This window comes from Microbispora sp. H10830, assembly GCF_014161375.1.
In the GTDB taxonomy this organism is placed as follows: domain Bacteria; phylum Actinomycetota; class Actinomycetes; order Streptosporangiales; family Streptosporangiaceae; genus Microbispora; species Microbispora catharanthi.
On record NZ_JABBWX010000001.1, the window covers coordinates 42,122 to 66,404 of the forward strand.

Below are 24,283 nucleotides of genomic sequence, written 5' to 3' on the forward strand. Positions count from 1 at the left end.
GGGAAATCACCAGTCGCCGTCCCCCGTCCCTTCGGGGGCGGGTCTTCCGCCAGAAGAAGCGTGGCGCGCCGCGATCAGGCGGGGATCTTGAGCACGACGACGGCGATGTCGTCGCGGGGCAGCCCGGACCGGAAGGCGACGGCCTCGTTCACGACCGCCTCGGCGATCCCCCCATGGCCCGGGAGGCGCGTCGCCGGGGGCGAGATCGACGTCGACGTCGGTCAGTCCGGCCCTGGGCAGCGGGCCGAGGACGTTGCCCGGCCGCCCGATCTCGCCGACCGCGTCCCCGCCGGCCCGCAGCGGGTGCGGGTGACCGGCCAGGAAAACGGTGAGTCGGAGTACTCCGTGCCGCCGGGGGTAGGCGGCGGGCATGGGCGCCGGGGTGTGAACCCGGTCCCTTCTCGCGGCCGATCCCCCGGCCGCGCCTACCGCACACGAAAGAAAGGAGAAGGCATGACGACCGCTCGCGACATCATGACCCCCCGGGCCGAGTGCGTGAACGCAGACGAGACCGTCCTCGACGCCGCGCAGAAGATGGCGCGCCTCGGCGTGGGCTCGCTGCCGATCTGCGGCACCGACGACCGGCTCAAGGGCGTGCTGACCGACCGCGACATCGTCGTGAAGGTGCTGGCCCAGGGCAAGGACCCGAAGTCGTGCCAGGCCGGTGAGCTCGCCCAGGGCGAGGCCGTCACGATCGGCGCCGACGACGACGCGGCCGAGATCCTGAGCACGATGGCCACGCACAAGGTCCGCCGCCTGCCCGTCATCGACGGCCACAAGCTGGTGGGGATCGTCGCGCTGGCCGACGTGGCCCGCGCCCTGCCCGACCGTCCGGTGGGCGACCTCGTGGGCGCCATCAGCACGGACTGACGTCCGTCCGCCGCCGTACGGCAGGCGGTCGCCGGAGCCCCGGTCCTCCCCCGGCCGGGGCTTCGCGGCGTGAAGGCCCTGTTTGATCCCGACCGAGGGGGTATGGCGGCATTTACGCGCTCTGTCCTGGTGGGACGTCGCCGGAGACGGAGCCGCCGCGACCGGGGGCGAGGCGCCGCAGCTCCGCGCCGAGACCCGCCGGCCGGACTCGTCGACGACCGAGGTGCCGGGAGGGGTAGCGATGGCCGACGACACCACCGCGGGCAAGCCGGAACGCTTCGCGTTCGACTTCGACCCCCGATTCACCCCCCTGCTGTCCGTCCTGGGCATCCGCCCGGACACCGCCGGGGCCCTGGTCGGCCCAGGCACGCTGCGGGTCCGCTTCGGGCCCTGGGTGATCGAGACCCCGCTGGCCAACGTCTCCGGCGTCGAGACGACCGGCCCCTACTCCCCGTTCCGGGCGATCGGGGTCCACGTGTCGCTCGCCGACCGCGGCCTCACGTTCGCCACCAACGCCCGCAAAGGGCTGTGCGTGCGGTTCCACGAGCCGATCCGGGGCGGCGAGCCGCTCGGGCTGCTGCGTCACCCCGGCCTGACCGTGACGGTCGCCGACCCCGCGGGACTCGCCGAGAAGCTCTCCCGGCGTCTGTAGAAGCCTCCTGGAGGAGATCCTTGATCCGCCACCTCGTACGCGGCGCGGCCGCCGGAGCGCTGTCCACCCTCACGATGAGCGCGGTGATGCTCGCCGGGCAGAAGAGCGGCCTGATGCCGGGCCAGCCGCCCAAGCACATCGTCAGGGCGGCTCTGCCGGGCCGGCGGCACCGGCCCAAACCCGGCGAGAGCGTCCTCGGCGCCGCCGCGCACCTGGGGTTCGGCGCCGGCTGCGGCGCGGCATTCACGCTGCTCACCCGCGGGCGCGGGGCCGGCGTTCCCCTCGGAGTGGGCTACGCCCTGCTGATCTGGCTCGGCGCCTACGAGGGCTGGATGCCCGCACTGAACATCCTGCCGCCCGCCTCGCGCGACCCCGCGCGCGGCCGCCCGGTCGTCATGGCCGCGGCGCACGTGGCGTACGGCGCCACGCTGGCGCTCGCGGTCCGCGCCATGCGCGGAGCGGACGGACGACACGACGAGAAGGAGGAGAGATGACGACGACGGAACGGCCGCTGGCCCTCGTGACCGGCGCCTCCAGCGGCATCGGGTATGAGCTCGCCAGGCAGTTCGCCCAGCACGGCTTCGACGTGGTGGTCACGGCGGAGGACGCGGAGCTCGACACCGCCGCCGAGTCGCTGAAGGAGCACGGCGGGCAGGTCATACCGGTGCGCGCCGACCTCACCCAGTACGACGAGGTCGAGCGGCTGTGGACCGCGACCGTCGCGGCCGGACGGCCCGTCGACGCCGTGGCGGTCAACGCGGGCGTCGGGGTGGGCGGCGCCTTTCGCGAGACCTCCCTGGAGGCCGAGCTGAAGCTCGTCGAGCTCAACGTCACGTCCTCGGTGCACCTGGCCAAGCGCGCCGTCGCCGCCATGGCCGCCCGCGGCAAGGGGAAGATCCTGTTCACGTCGTCGGTCGCCGCGCTCACGCCCGGGCCTTTCGAGGCCGCGTACGCCGCGAGCAAGGCGTTCCTCCACTCGTTCGCCGAGGCCCTGCGGAGCGAGCTGAAGGACTCCGGGGTCACCGTCACCTCGCTCCTGCCGGGCCCGACGGACACCGAGTTCTTCGAGCGGGCCGGCATGGAGGACACGCGGGTGGGCTCGGGCAAGAAGGACGACCCGGCCGAGGTCGCCCGGCAGGGCTTCGACGCGCTGATGAAGGGCGACGACAAGGTCGTCGCCGGGTCCCTCATGAACAAGGTCCAGAGCGTGGCGGGCCGGGTCACCCCGGACACGGCCAAGGCCGCCATGCACCGCCGCATGGCCGAACCCGGCAAGGGCGACACGTCCGAGAAGGACGAGTAGGCGCATCCGGCCGGGGCCCCGCCGAGAGCGGTCGACGCGCGGCGGGGCCCCGGCGACCAGCCGTCGTCGCAGCCGGTCAGCCGGCGACGTCCCTGAACGCGACGACCTTCCCGACGCGCAGCCGCACGAGGAACTCCCCCGGGACACCGTTGCGCCGGCCGTACTCCTCGGCCCGGTCCTCCCCCATGTAGCGGCCGCCGAGCACCGTCGCCCAGTGGCGCACCTCGGCGAGGTCGTCCGACAGGGTCGCCTCTCCCTCGGCCATCACATACGAGTACGGCGGGGCCTGGTCGTCGACGCACAGGGTCGCCCGGGGATCGCGGCGCAGCGCCTTGGCCTTCACTCCGCTCTCGTGAGTGGTGAACACCACGTCGTCCCCGTCGAGCGCGAACCAGATAGGCGTCACGTGCGGCCGCCCGTCCGCCCTGGTGATGGCGAGTTTGCCGGTCCTGGTGCCGCTCATGGCGAACTCGCGCCACTCCGCCTCGGTCATCCTTTCCATGGCGTCGAACCTAGCGCTCCTCGCCCGTTCGCCTCGTCTCCCCTCCCCCACGTGGTGGCCGTCTTCTTACGCCCTACGCACTAAGGCCGTCGCTTTTCCGTAGATGTACGGATATCGCTACGGATGTTCGCGTCCGGACCATGGTTCTAACGTCGCGCACGGGCCGGTTTCCCCGGCCGGGTCGGCGAAACGAGGAGTCCCTTGACGTAGAACTCCCCTCTTTTCTCCCAGCCGTCTCCGCCATGGGAGAGACGTCTCCGCTCGTGCCCGCCACAGCGGAAAGCACCATCCATTTCTCTCATCACCCCCCAAATCCCACTGTGTCCGCCGCCCGGGCTGGTCTCCCGGAGGCGCGACCGCCGGCGCCCGCCCACAAGGCGGACGTCATGTGGGAGGCAGAGAAAGGAAGACGCCCATGAGGCGCACAGCACTGCTCGCGGCGGCCGGCGCGCTGGCCGTGACGAGCGTGGTGGTACCCCCCACCGTCGCCGCGGCCAAGCCCCCGCCCGGCAGCGAGAGCGCGGTCAGGTCCCTCGCCGACGACCCGGCGCAGCGGGCCGCGGCCGCCGCCGACCAGGCCGTCGCGAGCGGCCTGGACGACCTGCGCGTGTCCCCCAACGAGACCTACCGGCGCACCGCCGTCACGCCGGGCGGCGGCATGTACTACGTCACCTACGAGCGCGCGTACAAGGGCCTGCCCATCGTGGGCGGCGACGCGGTCGTGGTCACCGACGCGAACGGGCGCGTACGCGACACCGAGGCGGCGTCCGGCGCCCTTCCCCTGGGCGTGCCGACCTCGCCGACGGTCACCGCGGAGACCGCCACCTCGACGGCGAAGACCGTGCTGTCGCGGGTCGACGACACCGCGGCCCCGCGCCTGGTGGTCCTGGCCTGGGGCGGCAAGCCGCGCCTGGCGTGGGAGGCGCTGGTCTCCGGCATCGCCGACGGCAGGCCGAGCATCCAGCACGTCTTCGTCGACGCGACCACCGGTGAGATCGCAGACTCCTACGACCAGGTGAAGGCGGGCACCGGCAACGGCTACTACTACGGCACGGTCACCATCAACACGAGCGGCTCCGGCACCTCCTACTCGATGACCGACTCCACCCGCAGCGGCATCAAGTGCGGCGGGCAGAACGGCTCGGCCTACACCGGCACCGACGACTCCTGGGGCACCGGAAGCGGGACCAACCTGGAGACCGCCTGCGTCGACGCGCTCTACAGCGTCCAGCGCGAGTGGGACATGCTGCGCGACTGGCTCGGCCGCAACGGCATCAACGGCAGCGGCGGCGGCTTCCCCGCCCGCGTGGGCCTGTCCGACGTCAACGCCTACTGGAACGGCAGTTACACCAACTTCGGCCACTCGCAGGACAACGCCCGCCAGGCCACCACGATCGACGTCGTGGCGCACGAGTTCGGCCACGCCATCTTCCAGACCACGCCCGGCGCGGCCGGATCCGGCAACGAGAACGGCGGCCTGAACGAAGCCACCGGCGACATCTTCGGCTCGCTCACCGAGGCGTACGCCAACAACCCGAACGACCCGCCGGACTACCAGGTGGGCGAGGAGGTCGACCTCGTCGGCGACGGGCCGATCCGCTACATGTACAACCCGTCCCTCGCCGGCGACCCCAACTGCTATTCCTCCTCGATCCCGAGCACGGAGGTCCACTCCGCGGCCGGCCCGCTCAACCACTGGTTCTACCTGCTCGCCGAGGGCTCCTCGCCGGGCGGCGGCAAGCCGAACAGCCCGATCTGCTCGGGCGGTCCCTCCTCGGTGACCGGCGTCGGCATCCAGAAGGCCGGCAAGATCTACATGGGCGCGCTGCAGCGTAAGACCTCGACCTGGAAGTACGTCAACGTCAGGACCGCGTCGCTGGCGGCGGCGGTCGAGTTGTACGGCGCGAGCAGCGCCGAGTGCGCGGCCACCAAGGCGGCCTGGAACGCGGTCGGCGTGCCGGCGCAGTCGGGCGAGGCGAGCTGCAGCTCGTCGGGCAACGACTTCTCGCTGTCGCTCAGCCCCACCGGGAGCACGGTGACGCCCGGCCAGTCGGCCACCGCGACGGTCGCGACGTCGACCACCTCGGGTAGCGCGCAGACGGTGAGCCTCAGCGCCTCCGGACTCCCGTCCGGGGCGAGCGCGAGCTTCAGCCCGTCCTCGGTGACCTCGGGCGGCTCCTCCACCCTGACCATCTCCACCAGCGCGTCCACGCCCTCGGGGACGTACACCGTCACCGTCACCGGCAGCGGGTCCTCGGGCGGCCACACCGCGTCGTACACGCTGACGGTGTCGGGCACCTCGGGCGGGCGCACGTTCACCAACGGCACCAACTACACGATCAACGACCTGTCCACGATCACCAGCCCGATCACCTCGACCGCCACGGGGACGGCGGCCTCCCCGGTGCAGCTGAGCATCACGATCTCGCACACCTGCGCCGAGGACCTGCGGATCAGACTCCAGGGCCCGAACGGCACCTGGTACACGGTCAAGTCCAGCGGCGGCTCCAGTTGCACCTCCTTCGGCACCAGGACCTACTCCGTCCCGGTCACCCAGACGGCGGCGGGCACCTGGACCCTTGAGGTCCGCGACCAGTACTACTACGACACCGGCTACCTCGACTCGTGGAGCATCACGCTCTGAGTGACGGCGGCGCAGCCCCCGGGACCGCACGGTCCCGGGGGTTTCCACGTCCCGGGGGCCGGTCAGGCGGGCGGTGCGATCTGGGTCCGCGACCGCACGCCGAGCTTGCGCAGCACGGTGGCGACGTGGGTCTCGACCGTGCGCGTGGACAGGAAGAGCACGTCGGCGATCTCGCGGTTGGTCCGGCCGAGCGCGACGAGCCTGGCGACCTCCCGCTCCCGCTGCGACAGCGCGCCGGCGCCCCGCCGCCCGCCGCGCGGGAGCGGGACGTCCACTCCGATGTCGCGCAGCACCCGCCTGCACCGGGCGGCGTCGTGCGTGGCGCCGAGCCGGGCGTACGACTCCGCGGCCTCCCGGTAGCCCGCCGCCGCGGCGCCGTCTCCGAGCGCGAGCCGGGACCGCGCCTCGCCCTCGGCCGACCGCGCCGCCGCGTAGGGCTGGGGCAGGGCGGCGTACGCCTCGCGGGCCCGGGCGTAGAAGGCGGCGGCGTCGGCGTGCCGGGGTTCGGCGGCGGCGAGCGCCCCGCGGGCGGCGTCGAGCGCGGCGTGCGCGGCGGGCGCCACCCGGCCCGCGATCCCGGCGGCGTACTCGTCCACCAGCTCCGCCGCCGTCTCCATGCGCCCGGCCCTGGCGAACGCGGCGACGGCCGACGGGACCAGGCCCGCGCCCCACACCCACACGCCCTTGCGGCGCAGCCGGGCGACCGCCCGCCCGGCCTCCGCGACGGCCTCGTCCCCCGCTCCCCGGGCGAGGTGCAGATCGACGAGCCCCCCGGCGGCGGCCGTCACGACCGGGACGTTGCGGGCCTCCGGCGCGTCCAGCCCCGCGCGGTGGAACTGCCTGACCGCCTCCTCCCATTCGCCCGTCGCCAGGGCGAGCAGCCCGAGCACCAGCCACAGGTCCACCGCGATCAGCGGCGTCTCCGTGGCCGACTCCCCCAGGGACGCCGCCCGGTCGCGCAGCCCGTCCCACCGTCCGGTGAGCCACTCCCTGCGGATCGCGGAGGCGGCGAGGAGAAAGGCCGGATACTGCGCGCCGGTCTCCAGGGCGAGCCGCCGCCCTTCCCGGGCGAACCGCTCGGCCGCCGCGTAGAGCCCGACGGTCGTCGCCGAGTCGTGGAGGTTGCAGTACGCCCTGGCGACCTCCCGCCGGACCCCCGTGCGCGGGTCCTCGGCCGGAAGCCTCGCGGCGACGTCGAACGCGCCGGGAGAGCCGGTCGTCATCTCGAAGGAGGCCCGGTTGGCCAGGACCGCGGCCGACAGCTCCGGGTTGTCGGCGGTGGCGACGAGCGCCTCCGCACGGGCCATCCACTCCGCGTGCTCCGCCAGCGACTCGGCGCCCCACTCGGGCATCGCCATGCTGGCCCAGCCGCGGGCGGCCAGCGTCGGCCGGTCGTTCAGCTCGGCGAGGGCGGCCATGATCTCCGGCCGCCCCGCGGCGGCGTCGCCCGCCTGGTTGGACAGGACGACGCCGAGGTTGAGCCGCACCTCGCCGCGCACGTCCCGGGAGAGGAAGTCGCCCCGCAGCACCTGGCGCAGCAGCCGCACCACCCGCTGGTGCGACAGGCCCGTCGCCGCGAATCGGCTCAGCATCAGCACCAGCGGGCCACGGTCGCGCACCGGCAGGTCGGGGTCGTCGAGCATGCCCTCGACCACCTCCACGGCCAGGGCGGTGTCGCCCAACGCGGCGGCCTGCTGGGCGGCGGCGGTCCCGTGGCTCACCCAGGCGTCGATGTTCCCGGCCTGCCGGGCGTGGAAGGCCAGCTGCACCAGCGGCGGCGCTTCCGTCGCGGCGAGCGCTGCCATCGCCCGGACGTGCGCCGACCGGCGTTCGGGGCCGGGGATGACGTCGTAGACGGCCTGCTGGGCCAGCGCGTGGCGGAAGCCGTACCGGCCGCCGGGGTGCTCGTGCAGGACTCCGGCGCGCAGCGCCTCAGCCAGACCGACGGAGCCCAAGCCGACGGAGCCCAAACCGACGGAGCCCAGCCCGGCGAAACCCGGTCCTGCGGCGGCGCCCTGCCCGGCGGAGCTCAGCGCGGCCGGGTCGCCGCCGACCGCGGTGATCAGCTCCTCACCCGCGGGAAGCCGCAGCACCGCCGCCGCCCTGACCGCTCCGGCCGCCGCCGGGGACAGACCGGCCATCCGCTCGGCCATCGCCTCGCGCAGCAGCAGCGGTGCGCCGGCACGGTCGACGGCACGGTCGAGCGCGTCCGGGTCGTCCGCGCCGGGCAGCGAGGCGGGCAGGGATCGGACCAGTTCCTCAACCACGAACGGGATGCCCGCCGTGCGCTCGTGCAGCCGCGTGACGAACCCGGGAGACAGGTCGGACCGCTCCAGCAGCGCACCGGCCAGGCTGGCCACGCCGGACGCGTCCAGCGGCGTCAGCCGCACGACCACGTTGGCCGTGTCCGGCTGGTGCCGGTAGGCCCGGCCGAGCGGCGGACCGGCGACGCCGTCCCGGCGGCACGTCGCGACCACCGCCAGCCCCTGCGGCGGCTGCCCCGTCAGGAAGCGCAGCAGGTCGAGCGTGCCGTCGTCGGCCCAGTGCAGGTCCTCGACGACGAGCACGGCCGGTCCGACGGCCGCCAGCAGGGCGCGTATCGCGCGGAAGACCCGGTGGCGTTCGGCCCGCGGGTCGTCCAGGGGCTGCGGCGACGGCGGCAGCACGCCGGCCAGTTCGGGAAGGTGGGCGCGGAGCGCGCCGGTGACCGGGTTGAGCCGGTGTGCCGCCGGGAGCCGGCCCCTGATGTCCCGCAGCGCCTCGAAGACCGGCCCGTACGGGAAGGGCTCGCGGATCTGGTGGCAGTAGCCGAGGAGGACGGCGCGGTCGCCGGACGGCAGGCGGTCGAGCGCGGCGCGGACGAGCCGGGTCTTGCCGATGCCCGCCTCGCCCTCCACCAGAACGACCGCCGGCGGGCGGGTCACCGCGTCGATGAGAGTCCGCAGCTCAGTGGCGCGTCCGACCAGCGGGGGCGGGGGCACGATGCTCATCCACGGCTCCAAGGTACGGGTTGCGAGTCCCCCAGGCTCGGCTACGGCTCAGTTATCCCCGTCCCTTGACCACCGGTCAACCCTCCGGCGTAACGGCCGTGTTGCGGAACCGGACAGACGTCCTGAGCCCTACTCGCGGCGGGGCCGGGAGGCGGCGTCCAGCGCGGCCGCCTCCTCCGGGGTGGGCGCGGTGCCGCCGAGGTGGGCCGGCTGCCACCACACACCCCGCCGCTGGTCGGGGTAGGTCCGCTGGGCCTCGTCGAGCAGGTCCGCCATCCGTCGCCGGAGGTCGCCGGTCAGCGTGGCGATGTCGTCGTCCGCTCCCGGAAGCATCGGCTCGCCGACCAGGATCGTGATCGGGACATGCCGCTGCAGCAGCTTGCGCGGCCGGCCCTTGGTCCACAACCGCTGGCCGCCCCACAGGGCGACCGGGATCACGGGCACCCCTGCATCGGCCGCCATGCGGATCGGGCCGCTCTTGATCTCCTTGACCGTGAACGACCTGCTGATCGTCGCCTCGGCGAAGTTGCCGATGATCTCACCGTCCTTGAGGGCCCGTACGGCGGCGTTGTAGGCTCCCGCCCCGGCCGCCCGGTCCACCGGGATGTGGTGCATGCCGCGCATCAGCGGGCCCGACACGGGGTGGGCGAAGACCTCCTTCTTCGCCATGAACCGGACCAGCCGCCCGGCGGGGTAGGCGGCGAAGCCGGCGAAGATGAAGTCGAGGTAGCTGACGTGGTTGCTGACCAGGACCGCGCCGCCGCTGCGAGGTATCCGGTCCGTGCCCTCCATGCGGATCCTCAGGTCGAGCAGTTTGAAGGCGGTCAGCGCGGTCCGCAGGACCGGCGGGTACACGATCTCAGCCATGCTGAAACCGTAACCTACCCGCCCGTAACTTCCGGCCGCCGTCCGCGGTCTCAGCGCGCGGGCCGGGCGCAGCGCCGCACCCATCGCGGGGAGAGCAGCGAGTCGGCCGATCCGGCGGCGGCGAGGGCCAGTTGGACGGCCGGGCCCAGAAATCCCACCCACAGGTCGGGGGTGACGACCGACGGCCTGTCTGACGACCACACCGTGTCGCCGTCCTGGGAGTGCCGCAGCAGCCGGAGCGTTCCGGTCAGGTGGGCGACGCGGCGGCGTGCCCGGTCGCGATGCCCGGGCAGGGCCTGCAGCATCCGCCACGTCTCCAGCACGCCCGACAGCCCGTGGCACATGGTCGGGTTGTCCAGGAACGGCGTGGCCTGGTCGAACGCGGCGACGGCCGCCTCCCGGACCTCGGCGTCCCGCGTGCGCGCGTGCAGCAGGCACCACAGGAAGCCCGCCACCCCGTGGCACCAGTGCTCCGCCACGCGCTGCTCGCCGGCCGTCGTGGCGAGGATGGTGGACCCGTCCTCCGTCAGCCCGTGGAGGGCGATGCCGCGCAAAGCGTCGTCGGCGAACGCCGCCACGCTCGCGCGGCCCGTGGACCTGCCCCAGGTCGCGAGGGCCGCCGCCACGCCGGCCGTGCCGTGGGCGGCACCGAGATACACCGTGCCGTGGGCGGCCCCGAGATACACCGGACCGGACGGATCCGGGTCCGCCGGCCAGCCGGTCAGTCCGCCTGCCTGCCGGGCGGCTTCGACGATCCTGACGACCTGTCGTCCGGCCAGCTCACGAGCCCATTCGGCGTCCAAGGCGGCGTCGATCAGGCAGCCCGCGAACACGATCCCCGCCGCTCCGGAGAACAGGTCGTAGCCACATGCCTGGCTCGCCGCCGCGTGCTCGAAGCGCCGCCGCGCGGCGACGACCAGGTCCGTCCGGCCCAGCCGTGCCCCTGCCAGGGCCAGCGCCACCGCCACACCGGCTTCGCCGGTGAAAAGCCCGTGCACGGGGGACGGCGGACGCTCGGCGAGCCATGTGGCCGCGTCCGCGACGTCGCCGGTGAACTGCCGGGTTCCCAGGGCGGTGTCCAGCGTCGCCAGCGCGACGACGATTCCTGCGGCGCCCGAGTGCAGGCCCTCACACTCGTATTCCAGGCAGTCGCCGGGCCGACGGTGGGCGTCGCGACGGGACGCCATGAAGCGCCGGGCGGCCAGGCCGGCACTCATCGCGGCACGGCGTGCCCAGCGCAGGTCCGGTGAGCCGTACGGGCCGGGGCCGGCAGCGCGCTCGGCCCGCATGGCGGGCAGGGCCTCTCTCAGCCGCTCGGCGATCTGGTCCGCGGCCGGCCGCCTCGCGGGATCGGGGTGATGGCACGCGCGCACGACGGCGGCGGCCGCCCGCTGCCCGTGCCACAGGAGCAGGCCGATCTGACGGCCCGCGTTGCCCTGCTCCGGCAGGACACCGGGGCAGTGCCCCAGGACGGCGTGGGCCAGGCAGGAGCCGAGGCCGTAGACGTCGTACGGCGGTGCCGCCGCCGCGTGGAGACCTTCCGGCGGCGTGTGCCCGTCGGTGCCGCACGGCACCGGGCGCTCCGTCCCGACCGGCGCCGCCAGTTCGAGATCGACGAGGCGCAGGCCGCGCGGCCCCACCCGCACGTTGGACAGTTTCAGGTCCCGGTGTACGACGCCCCTCGCGTGCAACCTGGCCACGGCCGCGGCGAGTGCCGGCATGAGATCGAGACGCTCCTGAGCGGGAAGCCGTTCCGGCCTGCCGCCTCCCTCGTCGGAGACGACGAGACAGCCGGCCGACGGGTCGTACGCAAGCGGTTCGGGGACGAGGCCCGAGCCGCGCAGCCGGTCGAGCACCCGCCTCTCGTTCTCCAGCCTGGTCACCACGTCGTCGCCGAATTCGTCGCCCTCGACACCCCGCCGTCTGTGCCGGACGACCACGAGCCGCTGGTCGGCGGGCCGTACGCACAGGGCCACGAACCCGCGGGCGTCCGCCCCCAGCAGCTTCAGCGGAAGATAGGCGGCGCCGTCGATCTCGATCGGGCCGTCGGGGTCGGTGGTCACGGGCCGGTCGGCCGGCGGCACGGGAGGGATGGCCCAGTCCGGCTGGCGGCCCCGGACGTCACGCGTGTCCGGATGCAGGCTGCCGTCGGGCGCGCGGAGCGCCGCACGGGGGACGCCGTCGGAGTCGACGATCACCTCCCCCGGCTCGAACTCGCCGTACCGGATGAACAGGGCCTCGCTGATCGAGCCGACCGGCAGGTCGGACGGTACGGCGGGTGCCCGCGCGGGACGCCACATCGCGTCGAGGCGCTCGACCAGCGCGGCCAGCGCGTCATCGGACGCCGGGTACACCGTGACGATCTTCCCGACCTGCGCGCGGCCGGCGAGCCCGGCGTTGATCCGGAGGATCGACGGCACGTCCTCCGGCAGCTTGAACGCCGCTCCGGCGTCGACCAGCGCGGGGAGCACGACGTCCAGCAGGTCCAGGGCGTCCGCCGCCGAGGCGGAGACGTGGAGCTTCCACCCCTGGCGCGGTAGCCGCTTCGGGGGCTCGCACGTCCGCCAGGAGACCGGGCCGTCCCGGTGGACGCCGGTCGACCAGTCCCCCGGCAGCCCGGCGGCGAACGCCTGGAGAGCCAGCGCGTACCGAGCGTGGAACCGCTCGGCGGGCGATGACCTGTCCATCGGCGACCTCTCGCCGCGCGTGTCCTAGTCAGGACAGCGACGGTAGGTGCAGCCGTATCCTGACCTGGTCTTGCTTCCGTCCGTGTCGTCGGTCGTCTCCTCCTGGAGATCCCGGGACAGGCCCTGCTCCGACAGGACCGCCATGGGGTCCGTCGCGAAGCGCGCCCGAAGCGCGTGGTCGCGCTCCAGCGAGACGCTGAGCCGCGACCAGAGGTCGCGCACCGAGGTCTCGTCGGCGATCGGCGCGGCCTGGCCGCCGCGCGTGACGAAGGTCTGCTCTGCGCTCGAAGACATTTCGGCGTACCTTTCTCTCGGCTCGGCCTGCCCTTCGCCGCCCCGGCTCAGCGGGGAGGTCTTGTGCGGACGGGCGCTCGCCACGCGCCTCACGCGGTCCGCGGGCAGCCGGATGTGCCGCCTGTCAGGGGCGAGGCCCTGCGCGGCTCGCGACCGATGTAACCCTGTCTCGGCCGCTTTGTGGCTTGGTACCCCGAGGCAGCACCCGCACGTGCGTCACTCCCGCCCGTTTGATGAAGAGTGACCACAGCCTTACCGAACACGAACCGGGCCGCCGTACCGCCAGACTCGAGTGCGACCGCGCTCAGTGGCCGCGGAAGGCCTCCTCCAGCCACCACGACGGGCGGTCGGCGGTGACCTTGGCGTGGACGAGCAGGGGTTTGTCGCGCGGCCCCTTCAGCCACTCGGCGACCCCCGACAGGTCCTCCTCCCGCCGTACGGTCACCGCCTCGAAGCCGAAGCCCCGCGCGATCCCCGCGATGTCGGCGGGCGGGAAGGTGACCGCGCCGAGCGGGAACCCGTGCGGGCCGAAATGGTGGACCTCCGCGCCGTACCCGTCGTCGTCGTAGACCACGACCACCATCGGCAGGCCGAGCCGTACGACCGTCTCCAGTTCGGCGACGCCCATCAGGGCCCCGCCGTCGCCGAGGGCCGCGACCGCGAGCCGGTCGGGCCGCGCGACGGCCGCGCCGATCGCGGTGGCCAGGCCGAGCCCGATCGACTGGTACGCCTGGGTGAAGCAGAACGCGCCGCCGTCCGGGACCGTGAGGAACATCGACGGATATCCCATGAAGTTCCCCGAGTCGACGGCCACCAGCCGCTCCTGCGGGAGCAGGTCGTCGAGCCCGATGGTCAGCGTGCGGGGGTCGATGCGCCCTTCCGCGCTCAGGTCCTCGTAGGGCACGTCGCGCCAGCGCCCCTCGCGGGTGATGCGCTCGGCGATCTCCGGAGCGCGGTAGCCGCGCGTCCCCGTCTCGCTCCCCGCCCCCGGTTCGCCGAGCAGGGCGGCGACCGCCCGCGCGGTCTCGCGTACGTCGCCGACCACGCCGAGGCCGATCTCGCGGTGCACGCCGAGCGCGTCGGGGTCGAGGTCCACCTGGACGACCCTGGTCTCCGGCCCGATCAGCGCGCCGTGCCGGGTGGTCCACATGGTGAACGAGCAGCCCCAGCCGACGACGAGGTCGGCGCCGCGGATCAGCTCGGCCGCGAGCGGGGTGGCGAAGCCGCCGCTCACGTCGAGGTCCCATGGGCTGCCGTGGAAGTGGCCCTTGGCGACCGCCGAGGTGGCGAACAGCGCCCCCACCCGCTCGCCGAGGGCCTCCAGCTCCCGCCGCGCGCCGCGGGCTCCCCGGCCGGCCACGAAGACCGGCCGCTCCGCCTCCGCCAGCATCCGCGCGAACCGCGTCAGCTCGTCGGACGGCTCCGCCGTGAGCCCCTCCGGCTCCTCGTCGTCCCCTGACTCGATGGGGAACGTCAGCCCCCACGCCGCCGGCACGCGGCTCGCCACGTCGCGGTGCGCGCCGCCCCGGCCGGCCAGCAGTTCGCGTACGGCCTCGGCGGCCTCGTCGGGCAGCGTCTCGGCCTGCACGTCCAGGGGCAGGTTGAGCACCACCGTGCGGCGCCCGAGCAGGGCGGCGAGGAAGGCCATCACGGTGTCGTCCACGACCGTGGCGGCCGACCCGACCCTGGCGCAGTGCGCGCCCACGGCCTCGGCGAGCGCGGTCTGGTCGATGCGGAAGTTGGAGGTGGGCGAGGTCACCTCCGGGGCGAGCACGAGCAGCGGGGTGCGGCTCTTGGCCGCCTCGGTGACGCCGGTCAGCGCGTTGGTCAGGCCGGGCCCCTGATGGACGGTGAGCACGGCGACCGTGCCGCTCATCCGGGCGTAGGCGTCGGCCATCGTGGCGGCCCCGCCCTCGTGCCGCGCCGCGACGTACCGCACGCCGTGCTCGACGAGGGCGTTGGTGACGTGGAAGTTGCCGCTGCCGACGACGCCGAAGGCCGCCCGTACGCCGAGGGCGGCGAGGGCCGCGCCGACGGCCTCCGCGACGTTCACCGCTCCACCAGCGCGAGCACGCGGACCGGGCTTCCCGAGCCGCCGACGATCGGCAGCGGGCCCGCGATCACCACCGCGCCGGTCGTCGGCAGCCGGTCGAGGTTGCGCAACTGGGTCAGGCCGTACTTCCCGGCACCCAGAAGGTAGGAGTGGCAGGGAAAGGCGGGGTCGAAGGAGTGGGCCGCGCCCGCGTCGGTGCCGACGGTCTCCGTCCCGATGCCCGTGATCGGCGTCTCCTCGGCGAGGTAGCGGGCGCAGGCGGGCGACATGCCCGGTGTGTGCGGCCCCGTCTCGTCGGCGTTCAGGAACTCCGCCTGGTCGTGGGCGCGCGCGTCCCAGCCGGTGCGGTACAGCAGCCAGCCGCCGTCGGGCAGCGGCCCATGCTCGGCCTCCCACGCCTTGACGTGGTCGACCTCCAGCAGGAAGTCGGGGTCGGCGGCCGACTGTGCGCTGAAGTCGAGCACCACGGCGGGGGCGATCAGCTTGGCGGGAGCCACCTGCGACACGTCCTCGCCGTCGCGCCCGGTCACCCAGTGGACGGGCGCGTCGAAGTGCGTGCCGGTGTGCTCGCCCGTGGTGAAGTTGTTCCAGTACCAGGCCGGGCCACGGTCGTCGTACCGGCTGATCTCCTGCATCGAGAACGGCACCGTCTGCCCGAACGGCTCGGGCAGCAGCAGGATCGGCGTCGTGTCGCTCAGCGGCGCGGTGAGGTCGAGCACCTCGATCCCCCCGCCCCGGATGCCGTCCACCAGATCCCGCAACACCGACATCAACGCCTCCCCAACAGTCAGGCCCCTGTGATCCTCCTACACCCGCCCCCCGGAACGCCATATCGGACGCGGGTGAACCGTACGACGACGATGATCGTCCAAACCACGTAGGCGATGCCAGACGGAGGAGACAAGGTGGCGGTGAGCTCTCGGGGCACTGGAGCCGCCGCGGCTTGGCTCGGCCATCCCGTGACACTCGCCGCGATCGCCGTGCTCCTCGTCAACGACCACCTGCTCAAGCGCTTATGGCCGGGCATGGTCACCGGCAAGCTGAGCGACGTCGCGGGGATGCTGGTCGCCCCGCCGCTGCTGGCGTTCGCCGCGGCCCTCGCCGTACGGCGCACCGTCGCTCGCGCTGGTGGCGGCGCCTCGCGGAGCGCCGCAGTGGAGTGCGGGGAGGCGGACGGGCGGGCCGCCCTGACGGCGATCGCGCTGACCGGCGCGGTCTTCGCCCTCGTGAAGACCACGCCGATCGGAGCGCGCGTGGCCGCCGACGCCTGGGCGTTGTTCACCCCCTCCGCCGGCGTCGTCGCGGACCCGACCGATTTGCTCGTCCTTCCCGCCCTCGGCCTCGCCTGGATCGTCCGGCGGCACGCCGTGCGGCCATCCTCCCGCCCCGGCCGTTCCGCACGCCGCGCCCGGCTGCTGGTCGCCCTGCCCGCGGCGGTTTTCGCGGTCACCGCAACCGCTGCGGCTCCGACCTTTCCGTCCGCCGTGCACGTGGAGGCGCACGACGCCGTGATCGTCGTGTACCTCGGCTACGGCCTGGACGGGCTTGCCACGAGCGACCAGGGCCGGTCGTGGCATCGCTGGACCAGCCCGCCGTCCGAGAGATCGTCGCGGACGACAGCCTGTGTGCCCGGCGAGCCGAGGCGCTGTTACCGAGTGGCCCCGCCTCTGCTCAAGGTCGAGCAGTCCGACGACGGAGGGCGCACCTGGGCGACGGCCTGGGAGGTCTCACCGGGCCGGCAGCACTACCTGTACCGGAGCCGATACGAGAGCAGCCCTCTTCGCTCCGACACCGCGGCGTCCACGGCCGTGGCGGTCCTGCCGGCGCCCCGGGGGCACCTCGTCGCCGTGGCGAACGGCCGCGACGGCGTGGCGCTGCGCGACGTCAGCGGACGATGGCACCGGCTCGGCTTCCGGGGATACGACGACCTGTCCGAGCAGTCGGCCGCACCCCTCTTCAACGCGGGCGAGCGCATCGAGGCGGAGACGGGGACGGCCTACCTCACCGCGCTGACCGTGCTGCTGGCCGCGCTGGCGTTCGCCGGGTGCCTGCGGAGGTCGCCGCTCGGCTTCTCGGCCGCCGGGTTCCTCACCTGGGTGGGCCTCTACATGACGGTGAAGGGCCCGGCGGGCATCTACGGGCTGCCGTTCACGGTCCTGGGCGCGCTCCTCGTGGTGGGCGGGTGTGTCGCGCTGGCTGCCATCGCCGCATACTCCCGTATTCGGGGACTGAGCTCGATCGTCGCGGCGCCGCTGACCTTCGCCGCGATCTACCTGCCGTTCCGGGGCTGGAGCGCCGGGCGCCCCGACGACTACGGCACCGCCGTGCTGCTGGCGGTCGTGCTGTGCTGTCCGGCCGTCGCCCTCGGCGCGCATCTCGCGATCCGGGCCCGAGGCGGCTACCGCCGGGTCGCCCGGGCGCTGCGCTCCCTCACCCGCTGACCCTTCACAGCCCTGCCCCCCCCGATGGCCCTTGACGTGGGCGGCCTCCAGATTTAACTTCTATGAAACCGCGTTCGACATTATCGAACGACGTTCAAACTCTGGACGGTCTCATGAACGACTCACCCCCCTCCACGTTCCAGAAGCTCCTGTCAGAACTGCTCGGCACCGCCTTCCTCGTGTACGTCGGCGCCGGCTCCGCCGCGGCCACCGGGGTCATCGCCACCGGCTCCCACGCGCCCTTCTCCATGGCCCAGCTCGGCATGATCAGCTTCGCGTTCATGCTGGTCATCGTGGGCACCGTGTACGCCATCGGGCACATCTCCGGCGCCCACATCAACCCGGCGGTCACGGTCGCCCTCGCCGCGACCGGCCGCTTCCCCTGGCGTGAGGTGCCGGGCTACGTCGCGGCGCAGGTCGCCGGAGCGGTCGCCGGCGCCCTCGGGATCTTCGCGACGCTCGGCGCGGACGCGGCCGGGGCCGCCGGCGGCGGCGTGACCGCGTACACCGCCGAGGTCGGCTTCGCCCGCGGCACGCTGATCGAGGCGATCGGCACGTTCATCCTGGTCTTCGTCGTCTTCGGCGTGCTCGACCGGCGGGCCGCCACCGGATGGGCGCCGATGGCGATCGGCTCGATCGTCTTCGCGATCATCGTGATCGTGGGCCCGGTGACCGGGGCCGCGATCAATCCGGCCCGCTACGCGGGCCCGTTCCTCGTGAACGCCGCCTGGGGCGGCGCGGTGAGCTGGGACCAGCTGCCGGCCTACTTCATCGGGGAGTTCGCGGGCGGGCTGCTCGGGGCACTCGCCTACACGGCGCTTGCGGCCTCGCGAGGAAGGACGAAGCTGGAGAGCACGACCACGGCAGTAGGGACCGCATCATGAAGAAGCTCATCAACAGTGTCGATTCCGTCGTCACCGACGCGCTGCGCGGCATCGCCGCGGCGCACCCCTCGCTCCGCGTCGACCTCGAGAACAAGGTCGTCTTCCGCGCCGGCGCCCCCCGGCCGGGCAAGGTCGGCCTGGTCTCCGGCGGCGGTTCAGGACACGAGCCGCTGCACGGCGGGTTCGTCGGCCACGGCATGCTCGACGCGGCCTGTCCAGGAGAGGTCTTCACCTCCCCCGTCCCCGACCAGCTCATCGAGGCGACCAAGGGCGTGGACGGCGGCGCGGGCGTGCTGCACATCGTGAAGAACTACACGGGCGACGTGCTGAACTTCCAGATGGCCGCCGAGCTCAGCGGCGACGAGGGCGTCGAGGTGGCGACCGTGCTGGTCAACGACGACGTGGCGGTGCAGGACTCCCTGTTCACGGCGGGCCGCCGGGGCACCGGGGCCACGCTGTTCGTCGAGAAGATCGCCGGCGCGCTGGCCGAGACCGGAGCGCCCCTGGCCGAGGTGGCGCGGGTCGCCCGGGAGGTCAACGAGCGCAGCCGCTCGTTCGGGGTGGCGCTGACGCCCTGCACGGTCCCGGCCGCGGGCAAGCCCACCTTCGAGCTGGGCGACACGGAGATCGAGCTCGGCATCGGCATCCACGGCGAGCCCGGGCGGACCCGGGCCCCGATGCGCGAGGCCCGCGAGATCGTCCGCACCGCCATGGACGCGATCGACGCCGACCTGCCGCTGTCCGGCGAGACGCTCGTCATGGTCAACGGCATGGGCGGAACACCGCTCATCGAGCTGTACATCGTCTTCGCCGAGGTGGAGGCGTACCTGCGGGAGAAGGGCGCGACGGCCGTGCGCAGCCTGGTCGGCAACTACGTGACCAGCCTCGACATGCAAGGCTTCTCGGTGACGACGTGCTCGCTGACCGGCGAGCTCACCCGGCTCTGGGACGCGCCGGTGGAGACACCCGCGCTGCGCTGGGGCCGCTGACCGCCATCCGAACCTCAGGAGTCCCCTCGTGAACACCCAGTTCTTCGCCGCCTGGATCGAGGAGATCGCCGCCGCCGTGCGGGCGCAGCGCGACCACCTCACCCAACTGGACGCCGCGATCGGCGACGCCGACCACGGCGCCAACCTCGACCGCGGGTTCACCGCCGCGCAGGAGGCGCTGGCCGGCGCCTCCCCGCAGACCCCGGGCGCGCTCCTCGTCCTCGTCGGCTCCACGCTCATCCGCAAGGTCGGCGGCGCCTCGGGCCCCCTGTACGGCACCGCCTTCCGCGAGATGGGCAAGGCGTTCGGCGAGGCCGCCGAGATCTCACAGGCCGAGCTGAGCACGGGCCTGAACGCGGCCCTGTCCGGCGTCCAGCGCCTCGGCGCCGCGGCGGAGGGCGACAAGACCATGGTCGACGCCCTCGCCCCGGCCGCGCAGGCGCTGGCCCAGGCCGTACGGGACGGGCTGAAGCCGGAGGAGGCGCTGGAGGCGGCGGCGGTCGCGGCCGAGCAGGGCGCCAGGGCGACGGTCCCGTTGCAGGCGCGCAAGGGGCGGGCCAGCTACCTGGGGCCGCGCAGCGTCGGGCACGAGGATCCCGGCGCCGCCTCGACGGCTCTGCTGTTCGGCGCGCTCAAGGCGGCCGCCTCCCGATGACCGCGAGCCGCGGCCGGGCCGCGCGGAGCCGGGACCAGTCAGGCGGCCGGGCCGCCGGGCACGGCGGAGCGGGGCGCGCCGAGGTCGCGCGAGAGCGCCCGTGCGGTCTCGCGCACGGCCAGCGCGATGTCCTCGCGCCGTGCCGGGTCCAGCACCCGCTCGACCGGCCCGACCACGGCGACGGCGCCGGCCACCGAGCCGTCCCGGGAGAAGACGGGCGCGGCGACGCCCGCGTCCCCCAGCGCCGCCTCCTGGTCCTCGACCGCGTACCCCCGGCGGCGCACCTCCGCGAGCGCCCGCTCCAGGTCGTCGCGGCCTGTCCTGGTGAGCCCGGTCAGCGGGGCGAGGTCGTCCGACAGCAGCTCGTCCCCGCGCGGGTCGTGGGCGGCGATGGCGTGGCCGAGTGCGCAGGCGTGCCACGGGATCGCCGCGCCCACCTCCAGGATCTGCACGACGTCGTCGGGCCGGAACACGTGATGGAGCACGATCACCCGGCTCCCCGACAACGTGCCGATCCAGACGGCCTCGTTGACGCGCTGGGCCAGGGAGTCGGCCCACAGCAGGCTCCTGGCCCGCAGTTCCGACCCCTCCAGATAGGCGTTTCCGAGTTGCAGCACGGCGGGCCCGAGCGCGTACTTCCCGGTGTCGGGGTCCTGCACGACCAGCTCGCAGGCGGCGAGCGTGCGCAGCAGCCCGTGCACGGTCGGCTTGGCCAGGCCGACCCGCTCGGCGATCTCGGTGACCCCGAGCCGGGGGGTGCCTGACCCGAGGACCTTCAGGATGAGCGCGGCGCGCTCCACCGACTGGATCACTTTTCGATTATGCCGAACGATCTTCAGGAATAACGAATGGTTGGCATCGTACTCATTTCACACAGCAGCGGCCTGGCCGCGGAGGTGGCCGCGCTGGCCAGGCAGATCGGCGGCGCGCAGGTGCCGCTTGCGGCCGCGGGAGGCACCGAGGACGGCGGTCTCGGCACCAGCCCCGACCGGGTGACCGCCGCCATCGAGGAGGTGGACCGGGGGGACGGCGTCGTGCTGATCCCCGACCTCGGCAGCTCGGTGCTCACCGCCAGGCTGCTGCAGACCCCGGGTGACGTCGTGATCGCCGACGTGCCGTTCGTGGAGGGCGCCATCTCCGCGGTCGTCGCGGCGGGCGGCGGGGCCTCGCTGGACGGCGTGCTGGCGGCGGCCGAGGAGGCGTGGCATGTCCGTAAGCTCTGAGCCCACGGCAACCACCGGACCCGCGGCAAACTCTGGGCCCACGGCAAACTCTGAGCCCGCGGCCCCCGAGGCCGGTGCCGGCGAGCGCGCGATCGTCCTGACCGAGGACCTGCACGCCCGCCCCGCGGGCGCGCTCGCCCAGACCGCCGCCGCCTTCACCTCGGCCGTCACCCTCTCGTACGGCTCCCGCTCGGTCGACGTGCGCAGCGTGCTGTCGCTGATGGGCCTGGGCGCCACGAGCGGGCAGACCGTGACACTGCGCGCCACCGGCGACGACGCCGCCGAGGCGCTGACGGCTCTCGGCGCGGTGCTCGGCGGCTGACGGACGCGCGGGAGTCCGGGCCGGCGCGGCCGGAGCCGTCCTGCGGCGGAGCGGTCATGACCCCACGGGCGCAGGATGGTCCTGCCTCTCGGACTTTCCGGCGCTCTCCAGGAAGTCGCGGACCTTCTCGGCCTCCGGAACACCGAGCTCGCCGTAGAGGCCGAAAGCCAGCCGCCCATGCGCACACGCCTGCTCCGCGTGCCCGAGCGCGAGGTGGGCGCGCGCCAGCCCGTCGTGGGCACGCGCCTGCTCCGGCCGGTTGCGCGCGAGGTCGGCGAGCGCGAGCGCGGCCGTGTGCTCCTCGACCGCCCGAGCCGGGTCGCCCGCCGCCTCGGCCAGCCCGTTGAGCGCGGCCGCCTCGTCGGCGGTGTTGCCGAGGGTGCGCGGTAGACCGCCGCGGCCTGCTCGTGGCGGATGCGCGCCTGGGCGAGCTCGCCCTGGCGCCGGAGGACGACGCCGAGGTGGTCGAGGATCACCGCCTCTCCCGCCGGGTCGCCCACCTTGCGGTGGAGTGCCAGCGCCAGGTCGAGATGGCGCCGGGCCTCCTCAGGGCGGCCGGCTCGGTCGAGGAGGAGGGCGAGGACGCCGAGCACGTTGGCCTCGCCCCAGGTGTCGGCGCCGATGCGGGTGAGGTCGAGCGCCTGCTTGAGGTAGTGCTCCGCCTGGGTGTCCCGGCCGCGGCGCAGAGCCACGTTCCCCAGGGTGAGCAGTGCCCGGGCCCGTTCGCCGGCCTCCTCGCACGCGTCGAGGGCCTGGTGGGCATGCTCCTCCGCCCGCTCGTACTCGCCGAGCCGCCAGTAGGTCCGCGCCAGGTCGGTGAGCGCTCGCGCCTGGACCTCGAAATCGCCGAGCGCGCGGCTGCGCCGCAGCGCCAGGGTGTGCAGCGTGAGCGCGTCGTCGTGATGTGCGTGCCGGTCGAGGTAGGGGCGCATCGCCAGGGCCAGCATGCCCAGGCAGATCTCGGGTCCGTGGACGGCGGTCGCGATGATGTTGGAGCGTTCGGCGTCGAGCCAGGCGATGGCCTCCGCGGCGTCGCGGATGGGCGCGATCGGGGTGGCCGGCTGGGGGATGCCCTCCCGCTGGCCGACCGTGTACGGGAAGAGCCGGTCCATCGCCGCGCGGGAGCGGTGCAGGTAGTAGGTGAGCAGCCGCATGACGGCGCCGTCGTCCTCGGCGAGCGAGCGGGCGTGCTCGCGGAGCAGGTCGTGGAAGGTGTAGCGGCCAGGGTCGAGCTGCAGGAGCATGTGGGCGTCGAGGAGGCATTCGAGCAGTTCCTCGGCCTCGTCGTCGCAGATCCCGGCCAGCGCGGCCGCGCCGCAGACGTCGATGTCGCGCCCCGGCACCAGCCCGAGCAGGCGGAACATGCGCTGCTCGTCTTCGTGGAGTTGCTCGTAGGAGAGGGCGAAGGCCGCCGACACCCCGTCGAGGAGCCGGCGATGGTCCCGCAGCCGCCCGGCCAGATAGGACACGGTCCAGCGCGGGCGATGCTGGAGGCGGGCGGCGGAGATCCGGATGGCGAGCGGGAGGTGCCCGCACAGCCGCAGCACCTCGCGTACGGCGTCCGGCTCCTGGTGAGCGCGTTCGCCCACGATCCGCTCGAACAGCTCGGCGGCGTCCGCCTCGCCCAGCACGTCGACCGACAACGCCTGGGCGCCGTCCAGGTCGACGAGCCGCCGCCTGCTGGTGATCAGGACGAGGGTGCCGGAGCGTCCCGGCAGCAGGGGGCGCACGTGCTCGGCGTCGAGAGCGTTGTCCAGTACGGCGAGCACCCGGCGATCGGCCAGCTCGGCGCGCCAGAGGGCGCTCCGCTCGGCCGGGGTGACCGGGATGCGGTCGGCGGGCACCCCGAGCTGGCGGAGGAGTGTCTCCAGCGCCGCGGCGGCGTCGATCGGCTCCCGGCCCGCCGTGTGGGCCTGCAGGTCGATGAAGAGCCGGCCGTCCGGATAGCGGGGGGCCAGCCGGTGGGCCACGTGGACGGCGAGAGCGGTCTTGCCGATCCCGGCCATACCGTCGATCGTGACGACCGCCGGCCCCTCGTGCTCGTGGTGATGCCCGTCCGCTAGCCGCTCCAGTTCGGCGGTCCGTCCGGAGAAATCGGGGATGTCGTAGGGCAGGAAGGTGGAGCGGGAGGGCTGGGCGGGAACGACCGGTGCCGGGCCGGCCTGGCGTAGGGCCGGATCGTCCGCCAGGACCGCCCGCTCCAGTTCTGTGAAGGCGTGTCCGGGGTCGAGGCCCTGTTCGTCCGCGAGAGCCGTACGGTAGGCGCGCGCGGCGGCCAGGGCGTCGGGCTGCCGTCCCGCGCGGTGCAGGGCCAGGACGAGATGGCCGTTGAGCTTCTCGCGCAGCGGGTTGGCGGCCACCTGGGCGGCGAGCTCGTCGAGCAGATCACCGTGTCGCCCCGCGGCGAGCTCGCCCTCCACCAGGCGCTCGTACGCCGACAGCCGCCGGTCGTTCCAGAGCTCCCGGACGCCGGTGACGTAATGCGCGTGCACGTCCTCCAGCGCCTCGCCGCTCCACAGGTCCAGGGCCTTGCGCAGCTCGCCGGCGGCCACGAGCTCGGTGAACTCCTGCGCGTCGATCTGTCCGGGCTCCGGCCGCGCGACGTAGCCGCCGGCACGCGTCTCCAGGAGCCCTACGGCTCCCGCACCGCGCAGGACCTTGCGGATCGCGGTGATCGAGGCGTGGATCTGCGATCGGGCGGTGTCGGGCCGGTCGTAGCCCCACATCGCGTCGATCAGCCGCTCGATGCCGATCACCCTGTCGGCGTTGAGCAGCAGGTAGGCCATGACAGCCCGATGACGTGGGGCGATGCCTGGCAGGGGCGCACCGTCGACGACCATCTGGACGGGACCGAGAAGGGTGAAGCGCAGCATCGTCCCCCCATCACGATCACATCGTGCGCGCATA

Annotated in this window: 19 protein-coding genes and 1 pseudogene; 11 read left to right on the forward strand and 9 right to left on the reverse strand. The window is 73.8% G+C overall.

Going from position 1 to position 24,283, the window contains the following annotated elements:
* Positions 1-453 precede the first annotated feature (453 nt).
* From HHX35_RS00220 to HHX35_RS00235, 4 genes are all read left to right on the forward strand, one after another.
* Positions 454-870, forward strand: coding sequence for a CBS domain-containing protein (locus tag HHX35_RS00220; protein WP_182897043.1), 417 nt, complete (start codon positions 454-456; stop codon positions 868-870).
* A gap of 241 nt (positions 871-1,111) precedes the next feature.
* Complete coding sequence (locus HHX35_RS00225) at positions 1,112-1,522, forward strand: hypothetical protein (RefSeq protein WP_182897044.1); 411 nt, start codon at positions 1,112-1,114, stop codon at positions 1,520-1,522.
* A gap of 20 nt (positions 1,523-1,542) precedes the next feature.
* A complete protein-coding gene (locus tag HHX35_RS00230; RefSeq protein ID WP_182897045.1) occupies positions 1,543-2,016 on the forward strand; it encodes a DUF6789 family protein in 474 nt (157 codons plus the stop codon).
* A complete protein-coding gene (locus HHX35_RS00235; RefSeq protein ID WP_182897046.1) occupies positions 2,013-2,825 on the forward strand; it encodes an SDR family oxidoreductase in 813 nt (270 codons plus the stop codon). The genes HHX35_RS00230 and HHX35_RS00235 overlap by 4 nt, the downstream gene beginning before the upstream one ends.
* Before the next feature lie 76 nt (positions 2,826-2,901).
* On the opposite strand, the gene HHX35_RS00240 is transcribed toward HHX35_RS00235, so the two are convergent.
* Entirely contained in the window at positions 2,902-3,327 is a 426-nt protein-coding gene (locus tag HHX35_RS00240; RefSeq protein WP_182897047.1) for a PPOX class F420-dependent oxidoreductase, read from the reverse strand.
* A gap of 415 nt (positions 3,328-3,742) precedes the next feature.
* Between HHX35_RS00240 and HHX35_RS00245 the strand changes: the two genes are divergently transcribed.
* On the forward strand, positions 3,743-5,971 hold the full coding sequence (locus HHX35_RS00245; protein WP_182897048.1) for a M4 family metallopeptidase: 2,229 nt from the start codon (positions 3,743-3,745) through the stop codon (positions 5,969-5,971).
* A 62-nt stretch (positions 5,972-6,033) separates the two neighbouring features.
* Here the strand turns inward: HHX35_RS00245 and HHX35_RS00250 are convergent, their stop codons facing one another.
* From HHX35_RS00250 to HHX35_RS00275, 6 genes are all read right to left on the reverse strand, one after another.
* Positions 6,034-8,961, reverse strand: coding sequence for a LuxR family transcriptional regulator (locus tag HHX35_RS00250; protein WP_182897049.1), 2,928 nt, complete (start codon positions 8,959-8,961; stop codon positions 6,034-6,036).
* Positions 8,962-9,090: 129 nt separating this feature from the next.
* A complete protein-coding gene (locus tag HHX35_RS00255) occupies positions 9,091-9,828 on the reverse strand; it encodes a 1-acyl-sn-glycerol-3-phosphate acyltransferase (RefSeq protein WP_182897050.1) in 738 nt (245 codons plus the stop codon).
* Positions 9,829-9,878: 50 nt separating this feature from the next.
* Positions 9,879-12,515: a lanthionine synthetase LanC family protein gene (locus HHX35_RS00260; protein ID WP_182897051.1), complete on the reverse strand. Its 2,637-nt coding sequence runs from the start codon at positions 12,513-12,515 to the stop codon at positions 9,879-9,881.
* A 24-nt stretch (positions 12,516-12,539) separates the two neighbouring features.
* Positions 12,540-12,809 carry a hypothetical protein gene (locus HHX35_RS00265; RefSeq protein WP_139574252.1) on the reverse strand — a complete coding sequence of 90 codons (270 nt, stop codon included), beginning with the start codon at positions 12,807-12,809 and terminating at the stop codon, positions 12,540-12,542.
* Between the two features lie 304 nt (positions 12,810-13,113).
* Entirely contained in the window at positions 13,114-14,862 is a 1,749-nt protein-coding gene (locus HHX35_RS44440; RefSeq protein ID WP_182897052.1) for a thiamine pyrophosphate-binding protein, read from the reverse strand.
* Complete coding sequence (locus HHX35_RS00275; RefSeq protein ID WP_139574254.1) at positions 14,859-15,632, reverse strand: cyclase family protein; 774 nt, start codon at positions 15,630-15,632, stop codon at positions 14,859-14,861. The genes HHX35_RS44440 and HHX35_RS00275 overlap by 4 nt, the downstream gene beginning before the upstream one ends.
* Before the next feature lie 135 nt (positions 15,633-15,767).
* Between HHX35_RS00275 and HHX35_RS00280 the strand changes: the two genes are divergently transcribed.
* The 4 genes from HHX35_RS00280 to dhaL all read left to right on the forward strand — a co-directional run bounded on the left by HHX35_RS00280 (position 15,768) and on the right by dhaL (position 19,831).
* The gene (locus HHX35_RS00280; protein WP_182897053.1) at positions 15,768-17,303 is read left to right on the forward strand and encodes a hypothetical protein; all 1,536 of its coding nucleotides are present in this window, start codon (positions 15,768-15,770) and stop codon (positions 17,301-17,303) included.
* Between the two features lie 113 nt (positions 17,304-17,416).
* A complete protein-coding gene (locus HHX35_RS00285; protein WP_182897054.1) occupies positions 17,417-18,187 on the forward strand; it encodes an MIP/aquaporin family protein in 771 nt (256 codons plus the stop codon).
* The gene (dhaK, locus tag HHX35_RS00290) at positions 18,184-19,176 is read left to right on the forward strand and encodes a dihydroxyacetone kinase subunit DhaK (protein ID WP_139574257.1); all 993 of its coding nucleotides are present in this window, start codon (positions 18,184-18,186) and stop codon (positions 19,174-19,176) included. Before HHX35_RS00285 ends, dhaK begins: the two co-directional genes overlap by 4 nt.
* Positions 19,177-19,204: 28 nt before the next feature.
* On the forward strand, positions 19,205-19,831 hold the full coding sequence (dhaL, locus tag HHX35_RS00295; RefSeq protein ID WP_182897055.1) for a dihydroxyacetone kinase subunit DhaL: 627 nt from the start codon (positions 19,205-19,207) through the stop codon (positions 19,829-19,831).
* Positions 19,832-19,869: 38 nt separating this feature from the next.
* Here dhaL and HHX35_RS00300 read toward each other — a convergent pair whose 3' ends face one another.
* Positions 19,870-20,643 (reverse strand): IclR family transcriptional regulator, encoded by a 774-nt coding sequence (locus tag HHX35_RS00300; RefSeq protein WP_182897056.1) that lies wholly within the window; start codon positions 20,641-20,643, stop codon positions 19,870-19,872.
* 36 nt (positions 20,644-20,679) lie between these two features.
* Between HHX35_RS00300 and dhaM the strand changes: the two genes are divergently transcribed.
* Complete coding sequence (dhaM, locus tag HHX35_RS43020; RefSeq protein WP_139574260.1) at positions 20,680-21,054, forward strand: dihydroxyacetone kinase phosphoryl donor subunit DhaM; 375 nt, start codon at positions 20,680-20,682, stop codon at positions 21,052-21,054.
* Complete coding sequence (locus HHX35_RS45035) at positions 21,038-21,376, forward strand: HPr family phosphocarrier protein (protein ID WP_182897716.1); 339 nt, start codon at positions 21,038-21,040, stop codon at positions 21,374-21,376. Before dhaM ends, HHX35_RS45035 begins: the two co-directional genes overlap by 17 nt.
* Positions 21,377-21,768: 392 nt before the next feature.
* Here the strand turns inward: HHX35_RS45035 and HHX35_RS42450 are convergent.
* A pseudogene (locus HHX35_RS42450) lies at positions 21,769-24,282 on the reverse strand (tetratricopeptide repeat protein); the annotation flags it as partial.
* Position 24,283 lies beyond the last annotated feature (1 nt).

What these genes read in the sequence shown, in the direction of transcription:
- dhaM (WP_139574260.1), top strand. Translation starts at nt 20,680, where the DNA reads ATGGTTGGCATCGTACTCATTTCACACAGCAGCGGCCTGGCCGCGGAG.
- HHX35_RS00240 (WP_182897047.1), bottom strand. Translation starts at nt 3,327, where the DNA reads ATGGAAAGGATGACCGAGGCGGAGTGGCGCGAGTTCGCCATGAGCGGC.
- HHX35_RS00250 (WP_182897049.1), bottom strand. Translation starts at nt 8,961, where the DNA reads ATGAGCATCGTGCCCCCGCCCCCGCTGGTCGGACGCGCCACTGAGCTG.
- HHX35_RS00220 (WP_182897043.1), top strand. Translation starts at nt 454, where the DNA reads ATGACGACCGCTCGCGACATCATGACCCCCCGGGCCGAGTGCGTGAAC.
- HHX35_RS00260 (WP_182897051.1), bottom strand. Translation starts at nt 12,515, where the DNA reads ATGGACAGGTCATCGCCCGCCGAGCGGTTCCACGCTCGGTACGCGCTG.
- HHX35_RS00265 (WP_139574252.1), bottom strand. Translation starts at nt 12,809, where the DNA reads ATGTCTTCGAGCGCAGAGCAGACCTTCGTCACGCGCGGCGGCCAGGCC.
- HHX35_RS00235 (WP_182897046.1), top strand. Translation starts at nt 2,013, where the DNA reads ATGACGACGACGGAACGGCCGCTGGCCCTCGTGACCGGCGCCTCCAGC.
- dhaK (WP_139574257.1), top strand. Translation starts at nt 18,184, where the DNA reads ATGAAGAAGCTCATCAACAGTGTCGATTCCGTCGTCACCGACGCGCTG.
- HHX35_RS45035 (WP_182897716.1), top strand. Translation starts at nt 21,038, where the DNA reads ATGTCCGTAAGCTCTGAGCCCACGGCAACCACCGGACCCGCGGCAAAC.
- HHX35_RS00255 (WP_182897050.1), bottom strand. Translation starts at nt 9,828, where the DNA reads ATGGCTGAGATCGTGTACCCGCCGGTCCTGCGGACCGCGCTGACCGCC.
- HHX35_RS00275 (WP_139574254.1), bottom strand. Translation starts at nt 15,632, where the DNA reads ATGTCGGTGTTGCGGGATCTGGTGGACGGCATCCGGGGCGGGGGGATC.
- HHX35_RS00225 (WP_182897044.1), top strand. Translation starts at nt 1,112, where the DNA reads ATGGCCGACGACACCACCGCGGGCAAGCCGGAACGCTTCGCGTTCGAC.
- HHX35_RS00245 (WP_182897048.1), top strand. Translation starts at nt 3,743, where the DNA reads ATGAGGCGCACAGCACTGCTCGCGGCGGCCGGCGCGCTGGCCGTGACG.
- HHX35_RS00285 (WP_182897054.1), top strand. Translation starts at nt 17,417, where the DNA reads ATGAACGACTCACCCCCCTCCACGTTCCAGAAGCTCCTGTCAGAACTG.